This window comes from Saccharicrinis sp. GN24d3 (genome assembly GCF_052400645.1).
In the GTDB taxonomy this organism is placed as follows: Bacteria; Bacteroidota; Bacteroidia; order Bacteroidales; family Marinilabiliaceae; genus Saccharicrinis.
Genome location: NZ_JBQTGI010000007.1, coordinates 76,412 through 97,894 on the forward strand (window position 1 = coordinate 76,412; position 21,483 = coordinate 97,894).

Consider the following 21,483-nt stretch of genomic DNA (forward strand, 5'->3'; position numbering starts at 1 on the left):
ATCTTTTTGTTGTGATTATAAATTAACCTTTAAACCGAAAGTATAAGTTGTTTGCGGTTTCATAGTTCCGATTGGATATTCAGGGTCTTCGTCATAATCGTTCCAAACCATTGTCCCTAGATTGTTTCCTTGAACATACGCTTGAACTCCGTTCAACCCTAATTTTTGCGTAATATGATTTGGTAAATTGTAGGTTAAATTAATTTCCTGAAATCTTATATGAGATGCAGACTCTGTAAGATATGACATATAAGGTACAAACCTGTCATAGAAATAATATCTACTCTCACTCTCAGGAATGGGCACAATTTCATTAGGGTCACCATTTTTCACCTCTGAATACAAATCATTTACTGTGGTATTGCCTCCCCAAAGCGGTGCATAATTAAAGCTATGACGACGATATTTGTGACCAAACTTACCTGTTAACAAAAACGACAAGTTAAAATCATATATCTTAAATGAATTCTGGAATCCAACAATGTATGGAGCAACCGTAGTACCTTCTGCCACCATATATTCTCTGGCATCACTCCCGGGAGCCCAGGTAGTAATTGGATAAACATCATCCCCTACACCTTGCACAACTGGTTTCATTACCGGATCAGCCTCTGTACCCACATTGCGCAAACCGGCATAATCAAACGACCAAAGCGTATTGGCATCCATTCCTTCTGAATAAGCAGAGGTACCTCCACCCGATAAAGCATACTGGCTATATGTGGTTCTAAAAAACTCAGTAATTTCGTTTTTATTGTACGAGAAATTAAAGTTACCATACCACTTAATGTCATTACCCATAATAGGAAGGGCGGCACCTAATCGTAGCTCTATTCCCTTATTAATCATTACTCCGTTATTCAGATCCTGATTTGTTGTACCATTCATAGATGGGATGGATTGGTCTACAATTAAATCATAACCACGCTTACGATATACTTCTACCGATCCATTCAATTTGGAACCTAATACAGCAAAGTCAACTCCTAAGTTAGTAGTTCGGGTTCTTTCCCAACGCAAATCGGGATTACCAAAACTTGATACACGACCCGTTGTTTGCTTGGTATATCTGTCAGCCGTACCACTCAAGGCCAATAGCGGCATAAATGACACGGTTGGATCAAAGTTTCCTCCTTCTCCCACGGTTAATCGCACCGTTAAACGATCTAACCAGCTAAGATCTGAAAGGAAATTTTCTTTAGCCATTTGCCAGCTCACCCCTGTTGAATAAAATGGCGAGTAGCGATATTTTGGATCATCCGCCACTAAATTGGAGGCATCGTTACGTACACTTCCGGTAACACTGTATTTATCATTAAAAGTATAAGACATGTTACCGTATACCGACCATAATCTGGACGTATTGTAAGAAAATGCTCTCAGATCATCAATATTTATTGGATAAAAGTAAGAAGCATAAGTTAAAGGATACCCTAACCACATACTTGTTGCCGAACTATAGTCCTCCAATAGTCTTCCCACGCTAATCCTCTCGTCGTTATAAAATCCAAAAACGTCTACCTCATTAACACTTTCCACAATATTTTCAGAAGTTTCTGTTCCTGCAATAAAGTTAATGGCATGCTTTTCGTTGAATGTGCGGTTAAAGTTTAATTGGTTACGCCAGTTATAATACCTGATAGTTGTTGAACTTTCTGTCATTCCTCCTCCATTAGGCATAGAAGGAACAACGCTCATATCTGCATTGGTGATCCACGAAGATGTTTCATTCACCATACTTCGCATAGTAAAGGAGTTTTCCTTATAGATATTTTTATTTGTCCGTTGCAGGTGTTCGTATGCTATTTTAGTATTAAATGTAAGACCTTTCATTAACTTAAAATTTAACCCAGCCTGAACCCTGGCATTAATCTCTTTTGTATTAAAGTCTCTTTGACTTAATTCCTGTATTGGGTTATACGACCAATCGGAGTATGGAAATTGTTCCGTTGGCACTAATTCCTCAATAATTGGTGTATAATAATGAAGATGATTAAGGTTAGTTTGCGAACCATCACTATTTAACAACATATCATATGGCTGTAAATCGGTAATCAAACCATATGGAGTGTAGCTGGATGCATCTGATAATTGAACGCCATTTCGATCCTGAGATTTATGGTTCATCATTCCGCTAAACTCAAAATCTAACCAATCGGTAATTGAAGTATTGTTGCGGAAGTTAACCATTATTTTTTCGTGATCATTTCCCTGGAAATTATCTCTACCATCTTCATACATGATGGACAAAGCATTAGAAAACATCTCATTACCTCCATTAATGTTCAGGTTATACTGCTGAGTAAAAAGATTCTGAAGTAGATTGTCTTCTATTTGTTTTCTGTTATTTAAAGATTCTAACTCCGTTAAACCTGCATTCATATCAGCCTCAGAAATACGGCCTAGGCGTTGCTCATTCATCAGCAATACGGCCTGTGATTGCGAACTACCGGCACTTGATGGTGAAAAGAAAGGAAGTGTCCATGGATTATTAGCAAGGGCATTAGTAAATTGACTCTTTTCATACTCAATAGTCTCGGCACTGCTGGCTCTAGGATCAAGGTAATCCAAATCTAACATAGACGATACTTTCCAGAATGAAGAAAATTCTACTTTGGCCTTGCCTTTTTTAGCTTTTTTGGTTGTAATTACTATTACCCCATTGGCTGCTTTAGCGCCCCAAATAGAAGCCGCTGCTGCATCTTTAAGTACTGTGATGCTCTCTACGTCATTGGGATTAATGGTACTAAATGGATCAACACGCAGGGTTTCCTGACCATATTGATCTTTCATCAAGTTTTGAACAATTGGGAAACCATCCACTACCACCAACGGTTGCGCATCCGCGTAAAAACTACTTTGTCCACGAATTTCAAACTCAATGGAACCATCAGCCCTAATGGTTGAGTTAACACCGGCCATGGTTCCTTGTAAACGTTCTGATATACTTGACGATGGCTTTTCCATATGTTCTACAGATAACTTATCAAAAGCACCAGTAGCTCTTTCTCGGGATAAGGTTTGATATCCTGTAACCACCACTTCGCTTAAGTCGGTCATATCCCCACTAAGCATGATATTTATTTCTGTTCGTCCCGCAACTTCAAATTCCTTGGTCACAAAACCAATAAACGAAGCCACCAAAATCATCCCCTCTTTATCTTCAATTTCGATGACGTACTCCCCATCTTTGTCGGTGATAACTCCCCTGGTCTCGCCTTTGATATACACATTTACAAAAGGAAGCGGTTCACCACGCTCATCGGTTACTTTACCTTTAATGGTAATGGTTTGAGGTTGTTGTTGCACCACTTCTTTTCTTACCTCTGGTGCCTTTTTAATAATCACATGGTCTTGAACTATTTTATATGTCAAGCCCGTGTTTTGAAGGCACTCGTCCAACACCTCCTGGATAAAAGCATCTTTAAAATCACCGCTAATGCGTATTTGTTCTTTAATGTCGGGGGTATAATAAATAAAGTGGAATTCCGACGTTTCTTCCAATGTCTCGAATAAGTCAACTAAACTTACATCGTTAACTTCAAGCGACAAGCGTTGGTTTTGCGAAAAACCGGAGGCTGTTGCCTGCAGGCAAAAGATAATTGACATGACGACTGTTAACTTCATAATAAGCAACATTTTGCTCCCTACAGGATATAGGAAGCCCCGTTTACACATTTTTTTCATACTTTTGAAATGTTAAAGGTTACTAGATTAATACTCTGGTAATAACTCTTGAAGGGAGGTACGGCCAATACCTCTCTTCTTTAAATTAATCTTTCTTACTTCCAATTTCTGCGTTAAAAATCGCCTCAAAATTCTCATTTACTACAGTAAACTCCGATTTTTCGTTAATTTTTGCCTTGAAATTGATTGTAATCAAAGTTTAATTTCTATTCTATTGTTCCTTTACCAGAATGGTATTATTGTTTATCTCAAATTTTACACGTTTTGTATGTTCTAATAATGTTAATATCGATTCTATTTCCGATGTTCGTTTTATACTTCCAGTAAAAGGGTATTCCTTAATGCCTTGGTTATAGAAGAAAATATCGAAATCGTACCAGCGTGACATACGTTGAAACATATGCTCGAGTGATTCATTTTTAAATATAAACAAGCCGTCTTTCCAGGCCGTATAATGCTTAGTATCTACTTCTGCTACCCTAATTTTACTTTCAGAAACAACCGCTTGTTCTCCCGGCTTAAGCATCACCTGCTGCTGTGCTCCATCAAGCACCTTCACAATTACCTTCCCATCTACCAGCGTAGTCGCTACGTCGTGCTCGTCCTCGTAGGCTTTTATATTAAATTCTGTTCCCAACACTTCCAAATCCACTTTTTCAGTATTGATAATAAACGGTCTGTCAGGATTATGGTGTACATCGAAATATGCCTCACCGGTTAATTCAACTTCTCTGGTATCGCCATTAAACCATGCAGGAAACTTAAGCGTAGATTGTGCGTTTAGCCAAACCTTGGTTCCATCGGCCAAAACCAGTTGATGCTCACCTCCCCTAGGCACTACAATAGTATGTACGGGGGCCATCCTTTGGGCTTCGGTTGGTTTAGTCTGATAACTCAAAGCTTCCCCATTGTGCTCGATGGCAGTTCCCTCTTCATCAATAATCCCAGGCTGTAATTCGGGCAGCACATAACGATTACCGCCTTCAACAATTAACTCGGCTTTAGTACTTCCGGGGGTAATGGTTGCCACGGTTTGTTGTTGTGGTTTATTATTTTGCACCTGTTGAAACACAAACCAGCTAACACCCAAAATCACAATAACCGAAGCAGCACTACTCATCCAAGTCAGGAAAAGTTTCTTGTTCCTTTTCGAATCTTTTCTTTTCTGGTGTTCTGCCCATTTTTGGTTTACATCAACCTGTTGGTGTTCACGAACCCTTTGATCGATATTGTCCTGTTTGCGGAATTCCCGAAACCACTTATTAAGCTTGGCATCTTGTTCAAGCAAACCTTCCACCTCTGCTTTTTCCTCCGATGACAATTCATCTTTGAGGTACAAAAAGAGTTTGTTACTTAAATTAATATCTTCATTTACCTGTCTCACAGCTTTAATTTTTGATGCTTTTAACTATAAGAGTTTAAAACGTAGGGGTGGGGTGAACGCTAATATGATATTTTTGCGAATTAAGTACAGATTAAAGCAATTTAGAACTTTATTTTTAACTGTCCTTCATTAATCCACCAACAATTGTACGAAGTGGGCAACCATATTCATCCTCCCCCATTTTAAAGGGGGTATACTTTCCATAAGTAGTGCATTTAAGAAAACTCTCTGTTTTTTGAATATTTCTTCATTATTAGCCCTAACCCCTAAAGGGCAATGGGCTCTCTTCGGGGGTTCTGGTTCCCCCTTTAGAGCCTGTCCCGAACTCGTATTCGGGAGAGTTAGAGGGTATTTAAAGGAATAATGTTGCATTTTCTTATAGCCACTAAGTAACAGAATGGCACGTTCTGTTAGTGATCCTCGAAAAGAATATCCATTGTCAGGTGGTCGGTTAAGATATTATTGTACGTATTCTTCTAAATACCTAAGGCTGTTACTATCACCAGTACCAATGCTTCATCAGGCTTAACTTCTTGCTCAAAAAAAATTTCTTTGCCTGAAGTGATTTCAATTAAATATATTTTTCCAACTCTCTTTCTCCCGTATACAGCTATAAGTTGAGACTCCTCCTTTTCTAAGGCACCTTTGAATGATTTTTGTTCATTCTCTCTTCCAACTAGCCTTAATCATCTACTTGACAATACATTACCCGCACATACACTAAATACAAACAAACTGAAATAGCTTATTTGGCGGCATTTCCCCCTTGGAGAAGGGGGCATGTTGTCATCTTGTTTCAGGTAATAAAACTATTAGGGGGATTGATTTACATATTTGGCAATCCTCCTGAGAAAATATTTAAATGGAACAAGCTTAGTTATCGCCCCCTTTGTTAAGGGGAAAATTATCCATAACTTAAGATAACTCACCCGTTTTAATAAACATAACACAATGCCTATAAAGCAATTACTTAACTTAGAATCAAGTTTTAAAAGCTTATAAATATGGTTTAAAGAACAAATTAAGGAATGTGGATTTGATTTATAGAGAGTGGAGGGGGATTGAAACTATATCTGAAACAAAAGCAGAAAGCCCAGTGTATTCTTCAACTGCGCTTTTAAAAACTGACGGGCCTTAAGTTTGTGGGTTTTAATGGTATTGACAGAAACGTCCAATTTATCGGCAATCTCCTGTTGCGAATATCCTTCCATGTGAAGCTCGAATACCTTACGCCGTTGTTCGGGCATTTCGGAAAGTAGTTTTTTAATGTGGCGCACCACTTCTTCCTCAATTAACAATATCCGATCTTCAACTTTACCCTCATTTTTTTGTTGCAACCTTGCATTCCCTATCGTTCTTCTTTGTTCGGCCCTTAAGTAATTCATGCAACGGTGTCGAATAGAAGTATAAAGAAAGCCCGCATAGGTCTGAATTTCCAGTTCCTCACGTTTGTCCCATAGATTCATAAAAACTTCCTGGGTAAGATCGTCGGCAGCTACCTCATTTCCAACAAGTTTATTGGCATAATGATACATAGACGGATAGAATTCATCAAATAGATGACGAAACCCATCTTCTGTTTTTATATTATAATGATTATTCTCCAAGCTTGATGACATGACACCCCCATAAATGCAACGTCAAATATAAATAAAAATGTATTTATTGATGCTCTGTTCGCATTTTTTAAGTATTGCTGGAAATATTTTGAAAAATATAATTTGTAAATAAACCAAAATTGCCTTTAGAATTTATCATTATGGCAATGGGATTAGTCATACCGATAGCTACGCATTTTTCAGGTTAGAACAAGCATATCCAGGCCTCTTGCTCTAACGCTTTTTGAAAGACTTCTTCATTATATCATTTGCAGCTTGTTAAAAATAAGGTGATTTAGCTATGGGGTGTCGGAAAACAAAGAATTAGTTTTAACATTCTTTCAATTTGAAAGTTTGCTCCACTTTAGCACCCCTACCGCCCCTAAAGGTTACTTAAGCCTCCCCCTTTAGGGGAGGTTTGGAGGGGTAAAACAGAAAGTTCGCTTTTAACATCATAAGTCTCAAACTTATAAATTATCATAGAGGACACCCTCCTAATCAAAATTTAACCGTTTACATCGCCTCAACCGACTTAATAAAACTTTCAGATCTTTGATCGATATCTTTTCCTTGTTCTATCATGGCTTCTTTATATAAGCCTGCATTTTTAAGTGCCTGCTCCTTATTGCCTTGGTTTTTGTAAATCATAGCCAGACAAAAATATTCGGTTAAAGGTTTTTCATTTTTCGAGATACCTTTATTAAGCCATTCTATAGCTTTTTCGTAAGCTCCTTCTTCCCATTTAAAACATGGGTCGGTTGCCACCTGATATGCGGTACGAATTACGGTTTGTACATATTGCTCATTGTTTGTTTCAAGCGCTTTTAAAGCTGTTTCTTTTCCCTGAAACCACTTATCAAACTCCTTGTTGTTTAAATAAAAAACATCATACATCTGGTCGACAGTAGCATGGTATTGCGGATTGGGATATTCTGCCTTAAAAGCTTTTACTACCTCATCCAGTTTTGTTATATCATCTCCCTCGGCAGCGGATCTTAAACCGTTATAATAACTCATCATTATAAAGTTATTGACTTGTTCCTCGTTGGATAGATGAACAAATTTTTTTTTGTTAGTTTTCACATATTCAAATTTGTCGCTTCCCAATTCTCCTCCTACGGAACAGTATGCTTTAAAATTATCTGTATCTAATATATCTTCTTTGGTCAGCGAATTAATGTATTCCGAACCTACTGCTTTGAGTTCTTCTTGCAGGTAGTTCTTTCGCAGCAGACCAATGTATTTGGTTACAATTGCTTTACTTCTGTCGCCTCCATCGTATTTGGTTTTTATATAATCCATACGTTCTGTTGGATCGGCGGCGAGTTTGGCATCTGCAATAATATCCGCCGGGCTTCCTCCGCCAACTCTTTTGTACAAAACATTACCCGTGGCATCTAAGTACAATAATGTTGGGAAACCTTTTACACCATAACGTTTCAACAAATCAGGGCCTTCCCCTTTTTCCATATCCATTTTAACGTTGATGTAATTGGCATTAAAGTAATCCCCCACTTCTTTCTGCGGGAAAACATTATTTGCCAAGGCTTTACACGGACCACACCAGGTAGTGTAACAGTCCATAAATACCATCTTGTTTTCCCTTTTAGCCTTTGCCAATGCATCGGCAAAAGTTCCATGTTCAAATTCGATGCCTTGTGCAAACAGGTTGGCAGATAAGATTAGTGCTGTAACAACAGTTAATGTTTTTTTCATTGTTTATTATTTTATTTTGTTTTTTTACTCACCGGGTGAGTATTACCAGTCACCCGATAAGAAATAATACAAATTAGTTCAACAACTCCTCCAATTTATTATCCAAATCCTCACCTCTTAAGTTTAATGCAATTATTTTCCCTTTGTTATCTACCAAAAAGTTAGCAGGAACGCCCTGAACGCCGTACATTTTCACTACCGGACTTGCATGTGCTTTTAAATCGCCCACATTAATCCATGGGATTTTTTCTTTGTCGGAAGCTTTTTTCCATGATTTTTGGATATGATCCAGCGTGAACGAAACTATCTCAAAATCTTTATCCTTAAAATGATCATAGGCTTTTTTCATATGAGGAATCTCCGCACGGCATGGTCCACACCACGACGCCCAGAATTCTACTAATACATATTTGTTCTCTTTTAAAACCTGTGATAGATTAAACTTCTCACCTTTTAAGTTTTGTGCTGTAAAATCCTTGACCGTGTTTCCAACTCCAACAGTAGCTTGTGCTTCTCTGGCTTTTTTAGCATTTTCAATACCCCTTCTCATCGAAGCAATTTCTAATATTGGACCTAACTCAGCTTCAATCTTATCTAACTCTTTTATTCTGTCATCCAATTTCATTGTGCGCAGTTTAGAAAGGGTTAATAAGCGAATATAAGCATCATCTGTGTTATCGTAAACACCTTGGTATGCAGCACTTACCACTTGGGAATGCCTGGTATATATTTCCCGAAACTGTTTTTGCTTAGATTCATCTTTCTGTTGTTCTTTAGGCAGGGCATAAAATTCTTCTGAAAATGCTTTAAGCTCATCCTCAGATGCTTTTATTTCAGGACGGTTTGGCACATCGTTTAAAATTATATCGTTGTATTTGCCACCTGTAATGGTTGATTTTTTATCTTCTGGTTTAAGGTCGAGCAAGATGTTACCTGCTTCAATAATAAACTCCTGTTTCCAGCCTTTGTATTCTCCGTTTTTGTCGTACATGGCAAGAAAAGCCGATTGCGGATGAGTTACTTCTCCCTGCATTATAAATTTGCCATCGGTTACAAAAGCTCTCGCAATAATTTTTATTCGAGTATCAGTTGTGTCTAACACACTAACCTGAATTTCACTGTCGTTAAATTTTTCCCAACCTGTGCCAGTTATTTTATATTGGTTTTTTGGGGTGCAGGAAGTTAGCAAGGCTACAACAGACAGCACTAATAATAATAAATTCTTCATTTTATATATTTTGTTGATTGAATTTGGGAGTACGACTTAATGCCATACTTTAATTATAGTTTTAGTAATACTCGGGGTGCGACTTAAAGTCGCACCCCAAATAATATTTTAATAAGTATTCTGCTCAATTTTACCATCTGTAAGATCTACTACCTCATTGGGTAATGGTCGGGCATATTTCCGGCTATTGGGCTCAAGTGTATAGGATTGAGGAGATGCCATATTTACATTTCCATCCTGAAGTGCATAAAAATCTCTTGTTATAGTAATTGGATCGAGCAAACCTTCGGCATTAATACGCTTAATATCCGAATAGCGACAAGAGGTAAATGGAAACTCTCTTCTTCTTTCATCCACTACTAATTGAACGGCCTCTTTTACTGAGCCTGGGATTGCCAGTTCTACATAATCAGCAGCTGCAAAGCGGTTAATACGAACTGCTTCCACATTTAGCATGCACGTTGCAAAATCTGAGTTACGTGCGGCACATTCTGCCAAAATCAGATACATCTCAGCAACATCAGGGCCTGTCATAATTGCCCTGCTAAATTTTGTGTAAGAGTAGTTATTTTCTGTTAAACCGAAATATACACCAAGATACCACTGTGTATAAAATTTAAGTCTTAAATCAAGAGCATCATACATTGCAAATAGATCATTGCTCGGATAAAAGTTATAATCTTCTACAACATACATTTTGTACTGACTTTCCCAACCTGAGTAAAACGCTTTACCAAAAGTTGTCATGTTTGCTGTTGAAGGATTATCGTACAATCCAAACTTTTTTGAGATAGGTACTTCTGTTTCCATATCAATCATACGGTTCCATTCGCTGAGAGCCATCTCGGCATACTTTTTTGCATTGGTAAAATCGTGAACGTATAGATAAAAGCGTGCAGCCAAAGCAGCAGCAGAACCTTTGCTCTCTCTCCAACTATCTGTTCTGTCTTTTTCAATTTTTAAACCTTCAATAATACTGGTTTCAATATTATCTATCGTTTCCTGCAAAGTTGAACGGGCTGGCAATTCCTCAAACTCTGTTGTTGCTTTTAAAGGAAGCCCCAATTCTGCCGAATTTGCACTTGAAGGGTATAAGCAGTGCTTCATCGCAAGGCTCAAAAACTTATAGGCTCTTATTAAATGAGCCTCTGCTTTCAGGTTGGCTTTTTCATCCTCGTCTCCTTCTAAATTATCCACATTATTAATTATATAGTTTGCCAACCAAATATGTGTATACGATTTGGTCCAGGATGCGTCACTAACTGCTGTGATTTCATTTTGCCAGGTGTACGATTGAACTTGTTCGTATGGAATCCAGGTTGAAAACACTGAATATACATTGTCGTAAAACTTTATGTCGTCGCCAATTTTTGTAAAGTCCACATCCGAAATTACATGACCACTATTAAAAAGGTCGAGCGTATTATTTAAAAGCAGGTTAATATCATGCGTAGTTTCAATTTCCTGTTCATTGGTCTTGCTAGGTTTTACATCCAAATAGTCGTCGCACGAACTAAACAAGACCACTGATATTAATAATATGGTTAATATATTCTTCATCTCTTATTGTCTTTAAAAGTTAACATTTACACCAAATGTGTATGTTCTTTCCGGTTTAAAAAAGCTTAACCCTTTAGGGTATTCCGGATCAATATCCAAGTCATTGGCAGTCCATAACAATCCAACGTTACTTACATGAGTATATAACCTAATGTTTGAAACGCCCAGTTTGGAGATAATTGAATTAGGAAGGTTATAAGAAAGCATTACTTCTTTTAAGCGGATATAATCAGCCTTTTCAACTCTAGACTCTAATAATTGTGACGTTGAATAATAGGTGCTAATTCCAGAGATAGCTTCTGTAGGAACAGGGAACATTCCAATTTCATCCGCCTGACCATCCATTAAATATTCAAGATCTTCATGAAAGTTCATGGCATCCGTTCTGGTCGTGTAATTAAAGCTGTTGTTGTACATGTAATGTCCAAACTTACCTGTTAAAGTAGCCAGTAAACTAAATCCTTTAAATTTAAACTCGTTGGTAAGTGATGTTACATAAGGGGCTATTTTTGTTCCTCTGTACCACACTACATCCGGACCATAAACCCCGGTTGATGAAATATTAACGTTAGCAGGATATTCCACATCATTTTTTCCCATGATTAGAGGAATGCCAAACTCATTAACATCTCCTGTTAGTTTATACGACCATACAGGTTGGTATGCATAATCTTCAACATAAGGTGTAGAATACCTTAAATTACTTAACTGCAAATCGGCTACATTAACTTTACTCACCATACTCTTGTTATAAGCAAAGTTTACTACCGGTGTCCACTTTAATTCTTTGGTAATATTAACCTTTGCATTCAGGTTTATCTCAATTCCCTTGTTTTCCATTTCAGCGACGTTAAATGCCTGGGCACTTGTTCCGGCAATAGAAGGCAGAGAAACCTGAGCAACTAAGTCCTCACTCTTTTTATTATAATACTCAATACTCCCAAATAATTTATTCCCGAATACGGCATAATCCATTGCAATATTTAATTGCTTAACCTTCTCCCAACCTAAAGTAGGGTTTCCAAGGTCGTTGATGGATGCATGATCAACACCTGCTCCAAGCGAGCCTAATCCGTAAGAACCATCTAAGTAACTGATTAAAGGAACCTGGGCAGTTCCTAACGGAATGTTACCGTTAACTCCGTAAGTAGTGCGCAAAATAGCCCTGTTTAACCAACCAAACTGTTTGGCAAACTCTTCTTTACCTATTTGCCAGCTACCACCAACAGACCAAAATGGAGCATATCTGTACTTGGAGTCTTTAACCGTAATATTGGAGGCATCGGTGCGAACACTGCCACTAAGCGTATACTTATCTTTATAGGTATATGCCATGTTTGAATATAAAGAAAAGAACTTTTGAGTGTTATAGGTCAGGGTGCCTCCTCTTGCCAGACTTCCTGTACTTGCATAAAATGCTCTTTCCAGATTTGTATAAGCCGAAGGAACATCCGTTGTATATTTTTCGTGGTTATAACCGTATAACCAATCATTGTTCGATTCTGCTTCGTTCCAGTTTAATTCGGTACCTGCAATAAAATTAATACCATGATCACCAAAATCTTTATTTACCGAAAACTGGTTTCTGATTAAATAAGCTCTGGTTTGGATATTCTCGATATATGCCATCTCTCCTTTGGGCACTTGATATTCGCTAATAGTTTGGTGGGTTCCTTCTTCAAAAGCGGTAAAATCAGTAACCATATAACTATTTACTTTATTACGTACAAAATAAGAGTCTTCTTTATATCTCTTTTTAACATCAATATCGCCATGAGCGTATTGCATGCCTGCACTATACTTAATACCGTCAGCAATTTTAATATTTAACCCTGCATTCAACCGAGTGTTGAAAGCCTTGGTTCTAAAATCTTGCGAACGCATGTTTTGCAAGGGATTATAGGTCATATCGTCATAAGCCCAACCATCGCTAATTTCGTGCAGTTGCCCAACGATCTCGTTATTTAATACACTATACGGACTATTGAGACTACTGTTGATATCGTTGTAGTTCCCATTTTCATCTAACAGCAATTCATAAGAAGATAAGTTTTTAATTTCTGTTAAACCAACCCCACCACTATAGGTGTTTTTTAATTGAGACATTACCGAGAAATCAAAATCTATCCATTCGGCTAATTCCATTGAATTACGGAAATTTATTAACAGGTTATCGTCCCTGTCTTCTTTCATTACCTGCTTATTATCGTTGTACATCATCGAAAGAGAATACCTGTTCTTTTCTCCCTGGCCACGTAATGTAAGGTTGTAATTTTGAGATACTGGTTTACGAAGCATATGCTCCTTAACCTGACCTTGATAAGATTGCCCTCTTAATTTTTGAAATTCAGGAGAGCTCATGTTATAAACAATATCTTCAATATTTCCACCATTATCTACAAACTCTCTTAACTGTTGTTGAAACAACCCACTCCCTTTGGTCATACTGTTATTGATACTCGAAATATCGAACGAAGGAGTTGCGTAACCCAACTGCCACATCAACATTTCGTATTCCAGCTGTGTTTCTGAATCTGCAATAGGGTTGGCGTAATCCAAATCAACGTCTTCGCTAATTTTAGTGTAAGCCTCAAAGCTAACTTGTATGCCTTTTTCTTTCTTACCTTTTTTTGTTGTAATCACGATAACTCCATTGGCAGCACGAGCACCCCAAATAGATGCTGCAGCTGCATCTTTTAGCACAGTAATTTGATCAATGTCATTTCTGTTAATCGTCTCAAACCCTTCAGCAATAGCATATCCATCCACAACAATCAGAGGATCTGATTCTCCAGTAAGGGATGTCTGGCCACGAATGGTAAATTTAGTGTTTCCATCTTCGTCAATCGTAGTTTGAATACCTGCCACCAATGACTCAAGGTTGCCACCGATTGTTTCATTGGGACTGTTGGCAATATTATCGCTATTCAATACCGAAAACGAACCCGTTGCTCTCTCTTTCGACAATATTTGATAACCCGTAACCACCACCTCGCTTAAATCGGTCATATCACCTGTTAACATGATGTTGATTTCGGTACGGCTCGCTACTTCAAACTCCTTGGTTACAAACCCGATAAACGATGCTACCAAAATCATCCCTTCTTTTTCTTCTATTTCAATGGCGTACTCTCCATTTTTATCAGTGATTACTCCTTTCGTTTCGCCTTTGATATACACATTTACGAAAGGGAGCGGCTGCCCTTTTTCGTCGGTAACTTTACCGCTGATGGTTATTTTTTCGGGCTCCTGCTGCTCAACAACCGGCTGAGGTCTATGCTTTGCGGGCATAAGCAATATTACACGGTCATGGATTTTATAGGTAATATTGGTGCCTTGCAGACAGTTATCTAATATTTCGTTTACTGTAGCACCTTCCATTTCCACGCTCACCTTGTCCAGGTTACTGATCAGGTCGTAATCGAACACGAAGTCGAACTCGCTGCTTTTTTTAATTTCCTTGATAACCTCATCAATGCTAACATCCATCAGGTTCATCGAGAATTTTGTTTCCTGCGAATAGACTCCTGCCGATACCTGCATCATCGCAACAAATAAAAAAACGAACATTGCTTTCATAATCAGCCAAGTTTTTTTTGTCTTACCTCTTACAAGATAAGATTTCAGAGAATAAGTTTTTTTCATAATTTTACATTATCAATTAGACTTAGGTATCTTGCCGGATACCTGTATTTATTTGAGTGGGGAATTGTGGCGATTCCCCATTTTGTTTTTGATGAACACAGAGACACAAAGACACTGAGTTTTATTTTGTTTTGAACAATCCCATCCCTATACCTGCGGCTTATTACTGCTTCGGAAATTCTGCGGGACAGGCTCTATTCTTAAGGATAAGGGAAGAACCATAGATTATTACTTCTTCTCTTTTACAAGAATGGTTCTGTCGTTAATTTCGAAATCGACTGATGATACTTGCTCAAATAAATCGAGTAAAGAGTTGACGTCATCATATCGACGAACATCAGCAGAAAAACGTATGTGTTTAACTGATACGTTCTGATAAAATACATCAACATCGTACCAACGGCTTAATTTCCTCAGCACACTCTCCAGGTCTTCCTTCTCGAAAATAAAACGTCCGTCAACCCAGGCGGTATACAAATGCGTATCTACTTCTTTTACATCCACCTCCATGGATGATTTGTTAAAGCTGGCTTGCTGACCAGGCTTGATAGGCACCGATTTGTTGTTGCTTAAATTAACCTGCACCGAACCTTCAACCAAAGTGGTTTCCATATTGGCTTCGTCATCATAAGTCATCATATTAAACGAGGTCCCCAACACTTCTACCTCCATCCCTTTATTGGTGGCGACTATAAAAGGCATTTTGGCATTATGAGCAACCTGAAAATAAGCCTCACCTTGTAATATTACTTTTCTTTGATTACCCGAAAATTGAACAGGGTAACTTAATTGCGAAACAGAGTTTAACCATACCTGCGTTCCATCGGGCAAAGTCAGCTTATATTCTCCACCTACCGGAACTTTTAAGGTATTCATGGCAGCCAATGCAACAGGTTCATTTTGCGAATGGTAATCAACAGCCCCTTTGTTGGTTTTGATAATGGCTCCGTGTTCGTTGATTACTTTTTCCCCATCAGATAGTCCTACTACCGAACCATCAGCCAAAACCAATTCAGCCTGCGGTTTTCCGGGTGTAATTGCCTGGGCAATTTCGGCACTTTCATTTACCGGTGTTTGAATAATATAAAATAAGGTAGTTGCTCCAGCTAACAGTAAAATAATAGCAGCTGCAATACGCATAATTTTATACATCCTAATCCTTCGGAACTGCTTGTCCAGGCGTTTTTCGTTTTGATTCCAGGCTACTTCATTATCTAACTTTTCTAACTCATTCCTATAGCTTCCCGAAAGAATCCCAGCTTTTATTTCCTGGTAAAGCGCTTCGTTTTTACCAACCTTTCGCCAGGAGTTCAAATATTCCAACTCTTCGTTCGAAATAGTGCCCAACAACTGGTTATTGATGGTTTTTGCGATTTTGATATGGTCATTAAATGGGTCCATGCTTTAACATTTAGTATTACTAAGACACATGGAGTGAAAAAAAGGGTAGTAAATTTATAGAAAAAATTTCAGGCAGTGGTCATTGCTTATTCTTCAATAGCAGCGAAGGTTTAAAAAAGGAATATTCTTATTAGCTACCTGAATATGATGTGGGTTTCTTTTTAAACCTTTAACTCAACAACATTAACAAATAAAAATTCTCTCCCAGGATTTCTTTTAATTTCTGAAGTGCAGTTTTTTTGTGGTACTTAATGGTATCGATAGACAAATCCATTTGCTCGGCAATTTCATCGCGCTTGTAGCCTTCTAAGGTCATTAAAACAACCTTTTTAGCATTGTCGTTAAGTTGTTCGATAGCTTGATAAAAAAGGCGTAAGGATTCCTGTTTAATGATTTCGTTGGAAAAATCGGCATCATATTCATCCCGCTCAAAATTCTCGGCATACTTGTTCACCGTATCGGCATGACGGAGGTAATTCAGGCATTTGTTTCTGAGTGTTGTGTACAGATACGATTTTATGGCAGACTCCGACCTTAATTGATTTCTGCTCTCCCAGAGTGCTACAAAGGTTTCTTGCACCAAATCTTCCCGGTCATCTTTATCATTCACATATTTAATGGCGAACAATGTCAATGCCTTATAAAAAAGATTGAAAACCCTTTTATAAGATCCCCTATCCGTTATTTTAAAGTTTTCCTCTGTAGACATTTTGTAACATATACCTATAATTTGCTGCTAAAATAGAGTTTTTCCTCGTAAACCTCTTTCCTGTGTGGTATTTCCTGGCGACATGTTCTGCACCAAGATGCCCACAAATCGACAACCAAAAGGTTCCCCAAGTTAAAATGTAAGGGGTCAACTTACCCCGGAATATCCAATTTGCGATTGGATTTTAGCCGCTAATCAACTCACCTTGAAGAAAAGTAGTTCCTGAGAAACGACACCTTCCATCGTAACAGACATAAACGCACCGAAACGTGGAGTGAGACTTCAACAGGCTCAGCCTCCCCGGATGGACGTTGGAGAAAATTCTCTTATAAAGAAATACCGGCAAGAGACAAAACCAACCTGGATATCTACTGGCTAAAAGATAAAAGTCTTACCGACTTGGATAATCTGCCAGACCCAGATATTTTGGCAAGTGAAATTATTGAGAATCTGGAATCAGCCCTGAATAGATTTAAGAAAAAAATGCAAACAATAAGCGGCAAGTAAGTTTAAACCCGGATTATGTATTGGAGGTTCGTCATGAGCACTGCAAGTGCAATAAAACAAGGCTTTACTGAAACGAGGCATAACTTGTCCCGATTACTTTCGGGAGCATCGTTATGGTGAGTTGAAGTGAAGCAGCGGAGTGTCTTGTTTTGAAACAATTTCAATGTGTAATAGAATTTCTAATGTATATTGCGGGTTAAAATCAATTTGCCACCCATTAGGTTGAGTTCACTCCCTTTTTCGATAAAAGACATTTTGAAATCATTCCAAATAAAAGATATCGGTTTGGTTTTCCTGCCGTATAATGGTATCGCTCCAGCGTAATAAGCAATAAAAAACCCGATGCAAATAAATTTATGGGCGGTGGAGTTCCTGTCGTGCGGAGCGGAATACGAATACGACACCATTTATAAACACTTAAAAAAATATTCGAATGGGGTTTAACCTTAGGAGGGGTGAGGGAAAGCTATTGCGTTGAAACAATAAATACTTCCCAGGCTATTTCTAACCAATTAAAACTGAGTTTAGGGATCAAACAAAAATGCCGCAACCAATTACTAATAATTCGATTACGGCATTTTCCTAGTAGCCCCAACAAGACTCGAACTTGTATCTAGTGTTTAGGAAACACTTGTTCTATCCCTTGAACTATGGGGCCATCCTTTAAAGCGATGCAAATATATAATTTTAACCCAATTTTAACAAAGAGAGATGATGATTATTGGGGTATTTACCCATAAAAAAAAGGTTGACCTAATGGTCAACCTTTTTGTCTTTATCATCGAGGATCTTGAACTCTAAAAAACTTAATGAGGCGGAAGGAATCAACTTAAGTCCAAAACCGTATTTGAACTTCCATTTTAAAAATATGGACGGGAAGCCTTTTTTTAAGTAAGCTCCCAGGTAAGGATGAACCTTCAGGGTCAATTTTTTACTCTTTTGTCCTTCGACAGCTTTTTTAATGCTGTCTTCCAACTTCTCCTCCAGTAGGATGGCTGGTGCAATTTTACCTGTTCCAAAGCAGGTAGGGCATGTCTCATCGGTTTCGATGGCCATTTCCGGGCGAACACGTTGGCGAGTGATCTGCATGAGTCCGAATTTGCTAAGCGGAAGGATATTATGTTTGGTCCTGTCCGGAGTCATAGCTTCCTTCATCTTCTCATACACTTTTTGCCTGTGTTCGGCTTTTTGCATATCAATAAAATCAACCACAATTATTCCACCCATGTCTCTCAATCTTAACTGACGGGCAATTTCATCGGCAGCTGCAAGGTTTACGTCCAGGGCATTGTTTTCCTGGTTACTTGCATTTTTTGCGCGATTTCCGCTGTTAACATCGATAACATGTAGTGCTTCAGTATGTTCGATAATAAGATACGCACCGCTTTTAAAAGAAACTGTTTTCCCAAAAAGCGATTTAATCTGTTTCTCGATTCCAAATTGATCGAACAGAGGGACGTCCCCTCTAAATTCTTTCACAATTTTTTCTCGATCGGGCGCAATCAAACCCACATATTCTCTTACCTCTTTGCACATATCCTGATCGGAAATGTAAATGCTGTTGAATGAAGGGCTCATGATATCCCTTAGTATGGCTGAGGTACGGCCAATTTCACCAACAACTAACGCGCGCGGCTTTAGATTAAACAATTTGGCAGTGGACTCGTCCCAACGTCGAGCAAGGGTTTTCAATTCCTTGTCTAGTTCGGCAACTCTTTTGCCTTCGGCCACGGTGCGGACGATTACCCCAAAGTTTTTGGGTTTAATGCTGATCAAAAGCTTTTTCAGTCGGTTTCTTTCTTCGGCAGATTTAATTTTCTGGCTCACGGAAACCTTGTCGGAAAAAGGCATCAACACTAGGTTGCGTCCTGCAATTGACAATTCGGAAGTCAGCCTTGGCCCTTTCGTTGAAATGGGTTCCTTGGCTATTTGCACCATCACTTCCTGACCTACGGAGAGAACTTCTGATATGGTACCGTTTTTATCGATATCCGGCTCAGCTTTAATTTTGTGTAAGGCAACTCCTCCCTTTTTGACAGTCTTGGCCATATTAAGAAACTTCTTCAGGGTACGAAATTGGGGTCCAAGATCTAAATAATGCAAAAAAGCATCCTTTTCGTATCCTACATCAACAAAGGCTGCATTCAGTCCCGGCATAATCTTCTTTACCTTACCCAGGTAAATGTCGCCAACGGTAAACTGTATGTCACCTTTCTCTCTTCTTAACTCTACCAATCTTCTGTCTTCGAGCAATGCTATCGAAAGCTCGTCGGGAGATACATCAACAAATAGTTCTGCACTCACAATAGTAGGTATTTCAATAATAATAAGAACTTTTGTCCCGACCATTCTGTCAGGACACTTTTAATTGTCTACATAAAACAAAGAACAAACAACGAAGGAAGCTTCCCTCATGTTTGTTCTCTATTATGTTTTCACAATAAGATGAGGAAGATTACTTCTTCTTCTTGTGCCTATTTTTTCTAAGCCTCTTTTTACGCTTATGCGTAGCCATCTTATGTCTTTTTCTTTTCTTTCCGCTTGGCATACTACAAAAATTTAACTATTAATAACCAATTACTTCACGTTGTTCTTAACTTTGGTAACAAAGCTTTTTGAAGGCTTAAATGCCGGAATGAAGTGTTTTGGGATAATGATAGTCGTGTTTTTAGAAATGTTACGAGCCGTTTTTTCAGCTCTTTCTTTTACGATAAAACTTCCGAATCCACGCAAATACACATTTTTCCCTTTAACTAATGAACCTTTAATAGTCTCCATAAAAGCTTCGATAGTCTTTTGAACTGTAACCTTCTCAATTCCGGTATCTTTTGAAATCTCGTTTACAATATCAGCCTTTGTCATCTCTCTTTAAAATTATTTAATTATCAACTAATTACATTAATTTTCTAAAATTCAGAATGCAAAGATATAACGAATTAGAAAAATAAAAAACAAAAAGTCTATTTTTGATAAAAAAAAATTGTGATGAGTGAGTTCAGTAGTGACTTGATTTTGTGGTATAAAGACAACAAACGCGACCTTCCATGGCGTCACACCACTGATGTGTATAAGGTTTGGGTATCGGAAATCATACTTCAGCAAACCCGTGTAAATCAAGGCTTAAATTATTATATTAATTTTCTGAAAGAATTTCCCACGGTTCATCATTTGGCCAAAGCAAATGAAGACAAGGTGTTAAAAATATGGCAGGGATTAGGCTATTATTCCCGTGCCAGAAATATGCACGCAGCGGCAAAATATGTTTCTGACGAATTAAACGGAGTTTTCCCGCATTCGTACGATGGCTTGCTAAAGCTTAAGGGGATAGGCAGCTATACGGCTGCTGCCATCAGTTCTATTTGTTATAACGAGCATCAAACCGTAGTGGACGGAAACGTGTTTAGGGTACTCACCCGTATTTATGGTATAGAAACACCCATTAATACAACCATAGGGAAAAAACAAATAGAGGCGTTGGCCCACAGCCTGAATGACGGCAAAGAGCATGGCACCTTCAACCAGGCGTTAATGGAATTTGGGGCACTGCACTGCACTCCTAAAAAACCACCATGCCAATCGTGCGTATTTAAAGATAAATGTTGGGCACTGCAGAACAAAAAGGTTGATATACTACCGGTTAAGGAAAAGAAGCCAAAAGTGAAGAAAAGATTTCTGAACTTTATTGTATTTACGGACAAGGAAGATCAAACCGTCATACAGCGCCGGAACGGAAACGACATCTGGAAAGGGTTATATCAGTATCCGTTGATTGAGACCTCGCATACTATTTTAACCCCGAAACTGTTGGGCTTGGAAGAATTCGTTGATTTAACCGCCAACCAGGACATAAACATTATTTCCGAATTTACTTTAAACCACCTACTTACTCACCGGCACTTAGTGATCACTGTTTTAAGTATTCGGCTCGACTCACTTGAACACTTCAAAGAATCTAAATATCAAATTGTAAAAACAGATCGACTAAACGAATTCGCCTTTCCAAAGCCTTTAATCGGAATATTTAATTAAACACTGCAACATCGTTTGT

Annotated in this window: 12 protein-coding genes and 1 tRNA gene; 1 reads left to right on the plus strand and 12 read right to left on the minus strand. The window is 38.3% G+C overall.

Features of this window, described 5'->3' with window-relative positions:
- Positions 1-15: 15 nt before the first annotated feature.
- From ACT29I_RS09895 to ACT29I_RS09950, 12 genes are all read right to left on the minus strand, one after another.
- Entirely contained in the window at positions 16-3,627 is a 3,612-nt protein-coding gene (locus ACT29I_RS09895; RefSeq protein WP_444793337.1) for a SusC/RagA family TonB-linked outer membrane protein, read from the minus strand.
- Positions 3,628-3,898: 271 nt separating this feature from the next.
- A complete protein-coding gene (locus ACT29I_RS09900) occupies positions 3,899-5,071 on the minus strand; it encodes a FecR family protein (RefSeq protein ID WP_430936705.1) in 1,173 nt (390 codons plus the stop codon).
- A gap of 1,067 nt (positions 5,072-6,138) precedes the next feature.
- Positions 6,139-6,690, minus strand: coding sequence for an RNA polymerase sigma-70 factor (locus ACT29I_RS09905; RefSeq protein WP_430936707.1), 552 nt, complete (start codon positions 6,688-6,690; stop codon positions 6,139-6,141).
- Between the two features lie 492 nt (positions 6,691-7,182).
- Positions 7,183-8,385: a thioredoxin fold domain-containing protein gene (locus ACT29I_RS09910; RefSeq protein WP_444793338.1), complete on the minus strand. Its 1,203-nt coding sequence runs from the start codon at positions 8,383-8,385 to the stop codon at positions 7,183-7,185.
- A 73-nt stretch (positions 8,386-8,458) separates the two neighbouring features.
- Positions 8,459-9,613 carry a redoxin domain-containing protein gene (locus ACT29I_RS09915; RefSeq protein WP_444793339.1) on the minus strand — a complete coding sequence of 385 codons (1,155 nt, stop codon included), beginning with the start codon at positions 9,611-9,613 and terminating at the stop codon, positions 8,459-8,461.
- Positions 9,614-9,721: 108 nt separating this feature from the next.
- On the minus strand, positions 9,722-11,173 hold the full coding sequence (locus ACT29I_RS09920; protein ID WP_444793340.1) for a RagB/SusD family nutrient uptake outer membrane protein: 1,452 nt from the start codon (positions 11,171-11,173) through the stop codon (positions 9,722-9,724).
- Positions 11,174-11,185: 12 nt separating this feature from the next.
- Entirely contained in the window at positions 11,186-14,752 is a 3,567-nt protein-coding gene (locus tag ACT29I_RS09925) for a SusC/RagA family TonB-linked outer membrane protein (protein WP_444793341.1), read from the minus strand.
- Positions 14,753-15,046: 294 nt separating this feature from the next.
- Positions 15,047-16,219 carry a FecR family protein gene (locus ACT29I_RS09930; RefSeq protein ID WP_430936717.1) on the minus strand — a complete coding sequence of 391 codons (1,173 nt, stop codon included), beginning with the start codon at positions 16,217-16,219 and terminating at the stop codon, positions 15,047-15,049.
- A 169-nt stretch (positions 16,220-16,388) separates the two neighbouring features.
- Positions 16,389-16,928 (minus strand): RNA polymerase sigma-70 factor, encoded by a 540-nt coding sequence (locus ACT29I_RS09935; protein ID WP_430936719.1) that lies wholly within the window; start codon positions 16,926-16,928, stop codon positions 16,389-16,391.
- Positions 16,929-18,021: 1,093 nt separating this feature from the next.
- Positions 18,022-18,093 (minus strand) — tRNA-Arg (locus tag ACT29I_RS09940).
- Positions 18,094-18,188: 95 nt separating this feature from the next.
- The gene (locus ACT29I_RS09945; protein ID WP_430932560.1) at positions 18,189-19,784 is read right to left on the minus strand and encodes an Rne/Rng family ribonuclease; all 1,596 of its coding nucleotides are present in this window, start codon (positions 19,782-19,784) and stop codon (positions 18,189-18,191) included.
- A 228-nt stretch (positions 19,785-20,012) separates the two neighbouring features.
- Positions 20,013-20,297 (minus strand): HU family DNA-binding protein, encoded by a 285-nt coding sequence (locus ACT29I_RS09950; protein ID WP_066632791.1) that lies wholly within the window; start codon positions 20,295-20,297, stop codon positions 20,013-20,015.
- A gap of 123 nt (positions 20,298-20,420) precedes the next feature.
- Between ACT29I_RS09950 and mutY the strand changes: the two genes are divergently transcribed.
- Positions 20,421-21,464 carry an A/G-specific adenine glycosylase gene (gene mutY, locus ACT29I_RS09955; protein WP_444793342.1) on the plus strand — a complete coding sequence of 348 codons (1,044 nt, stop codon included), beginning with the start codon at positions 20,421-20,423 and terminating at the stop codon, positions 21,462-21,464.
- Positions 21,465-21,483: the final 19 nt, after the last annotated feature.

Bases quoted from the DNA above. Each gene is read 5' to 3' on its own strand.
- ACT29I_RS09935 (WP_430936719.1), bottom strand. From the start codon at position 16,928: ATGTCTACAGAGGAAAACTTTAAAATAACGGATAGGGGATCTTATAAA.
- ACT29I_RS09915 (WP_444793339.1), bottom strand. From the start codon at position 9,613: ATGAAGAATTTATTATTATTAGTGCTGTCTGTTGTAGCCTTGCTAACT.
- ACT29I_RS09925 (WP_444793341.1), bottom strand. From the start codon at position 14,752: ATGAAAGCAATGTTCGTTTTTTTATTTGTTGCGATGATGCAGGTATCG.
- ACT29I_RS09945 (WP_430932560.1), bottom strand. From the start codon at position 19,784: ATGGTCGGGACAAAAGTTCTTATTATTATTGAAATACCTACTATTGTG.
- ACT29I_RS09905 (WP_430936707.1), bottom strand. From the start codon at position 6,690: ATGTCATCAAGCTTGGAGAATAATCATTATAATATAAAAACAGAAGAT.
- mutY (WP_444793342.1), top strand. From the start codon at position 20,421: ATGAGTGAGTTCAGTAGTGACTTGATTTTGTGGTATAAAGACAACAAA.
- ACT29I_RS09930 (WP_430936717.1), bottom strand. From the start codon at position 16,219: ATGGACCCATTTAATGACCATATCAAAATCGCAAAAACCATCAATAAC.
- ACT29I_RS09950 (WP_066632791.1), bottom strand. From the start codon at position 20,297: ATGACAAAGGCTGATATTGTAAACGAGATTTCAAAAGATACCGGAATT.
- ACT29I_RS09895 (WP_444793337.1), bottom strand. From the start codon at position 3,627: ATGAAGTTAACAGTCGTCATGTCAATTATCTTTTGCCTGCAGGCAACA.
- ACT29I_RS09920 (WP_444793340.1), bottom strand. From the start codon at position 11,173: ATGAAGAATATATTAACCATATTATTAATATCAGTGGTCTTGTTTAGT.
- ACT29I_RS09910 (WP_444793338.1), bottom strand. From the start codon at position 8,385: ATGAAAAAAACATTAACTGTTGTTACAGCACTAATCTTATCTGCCAAC.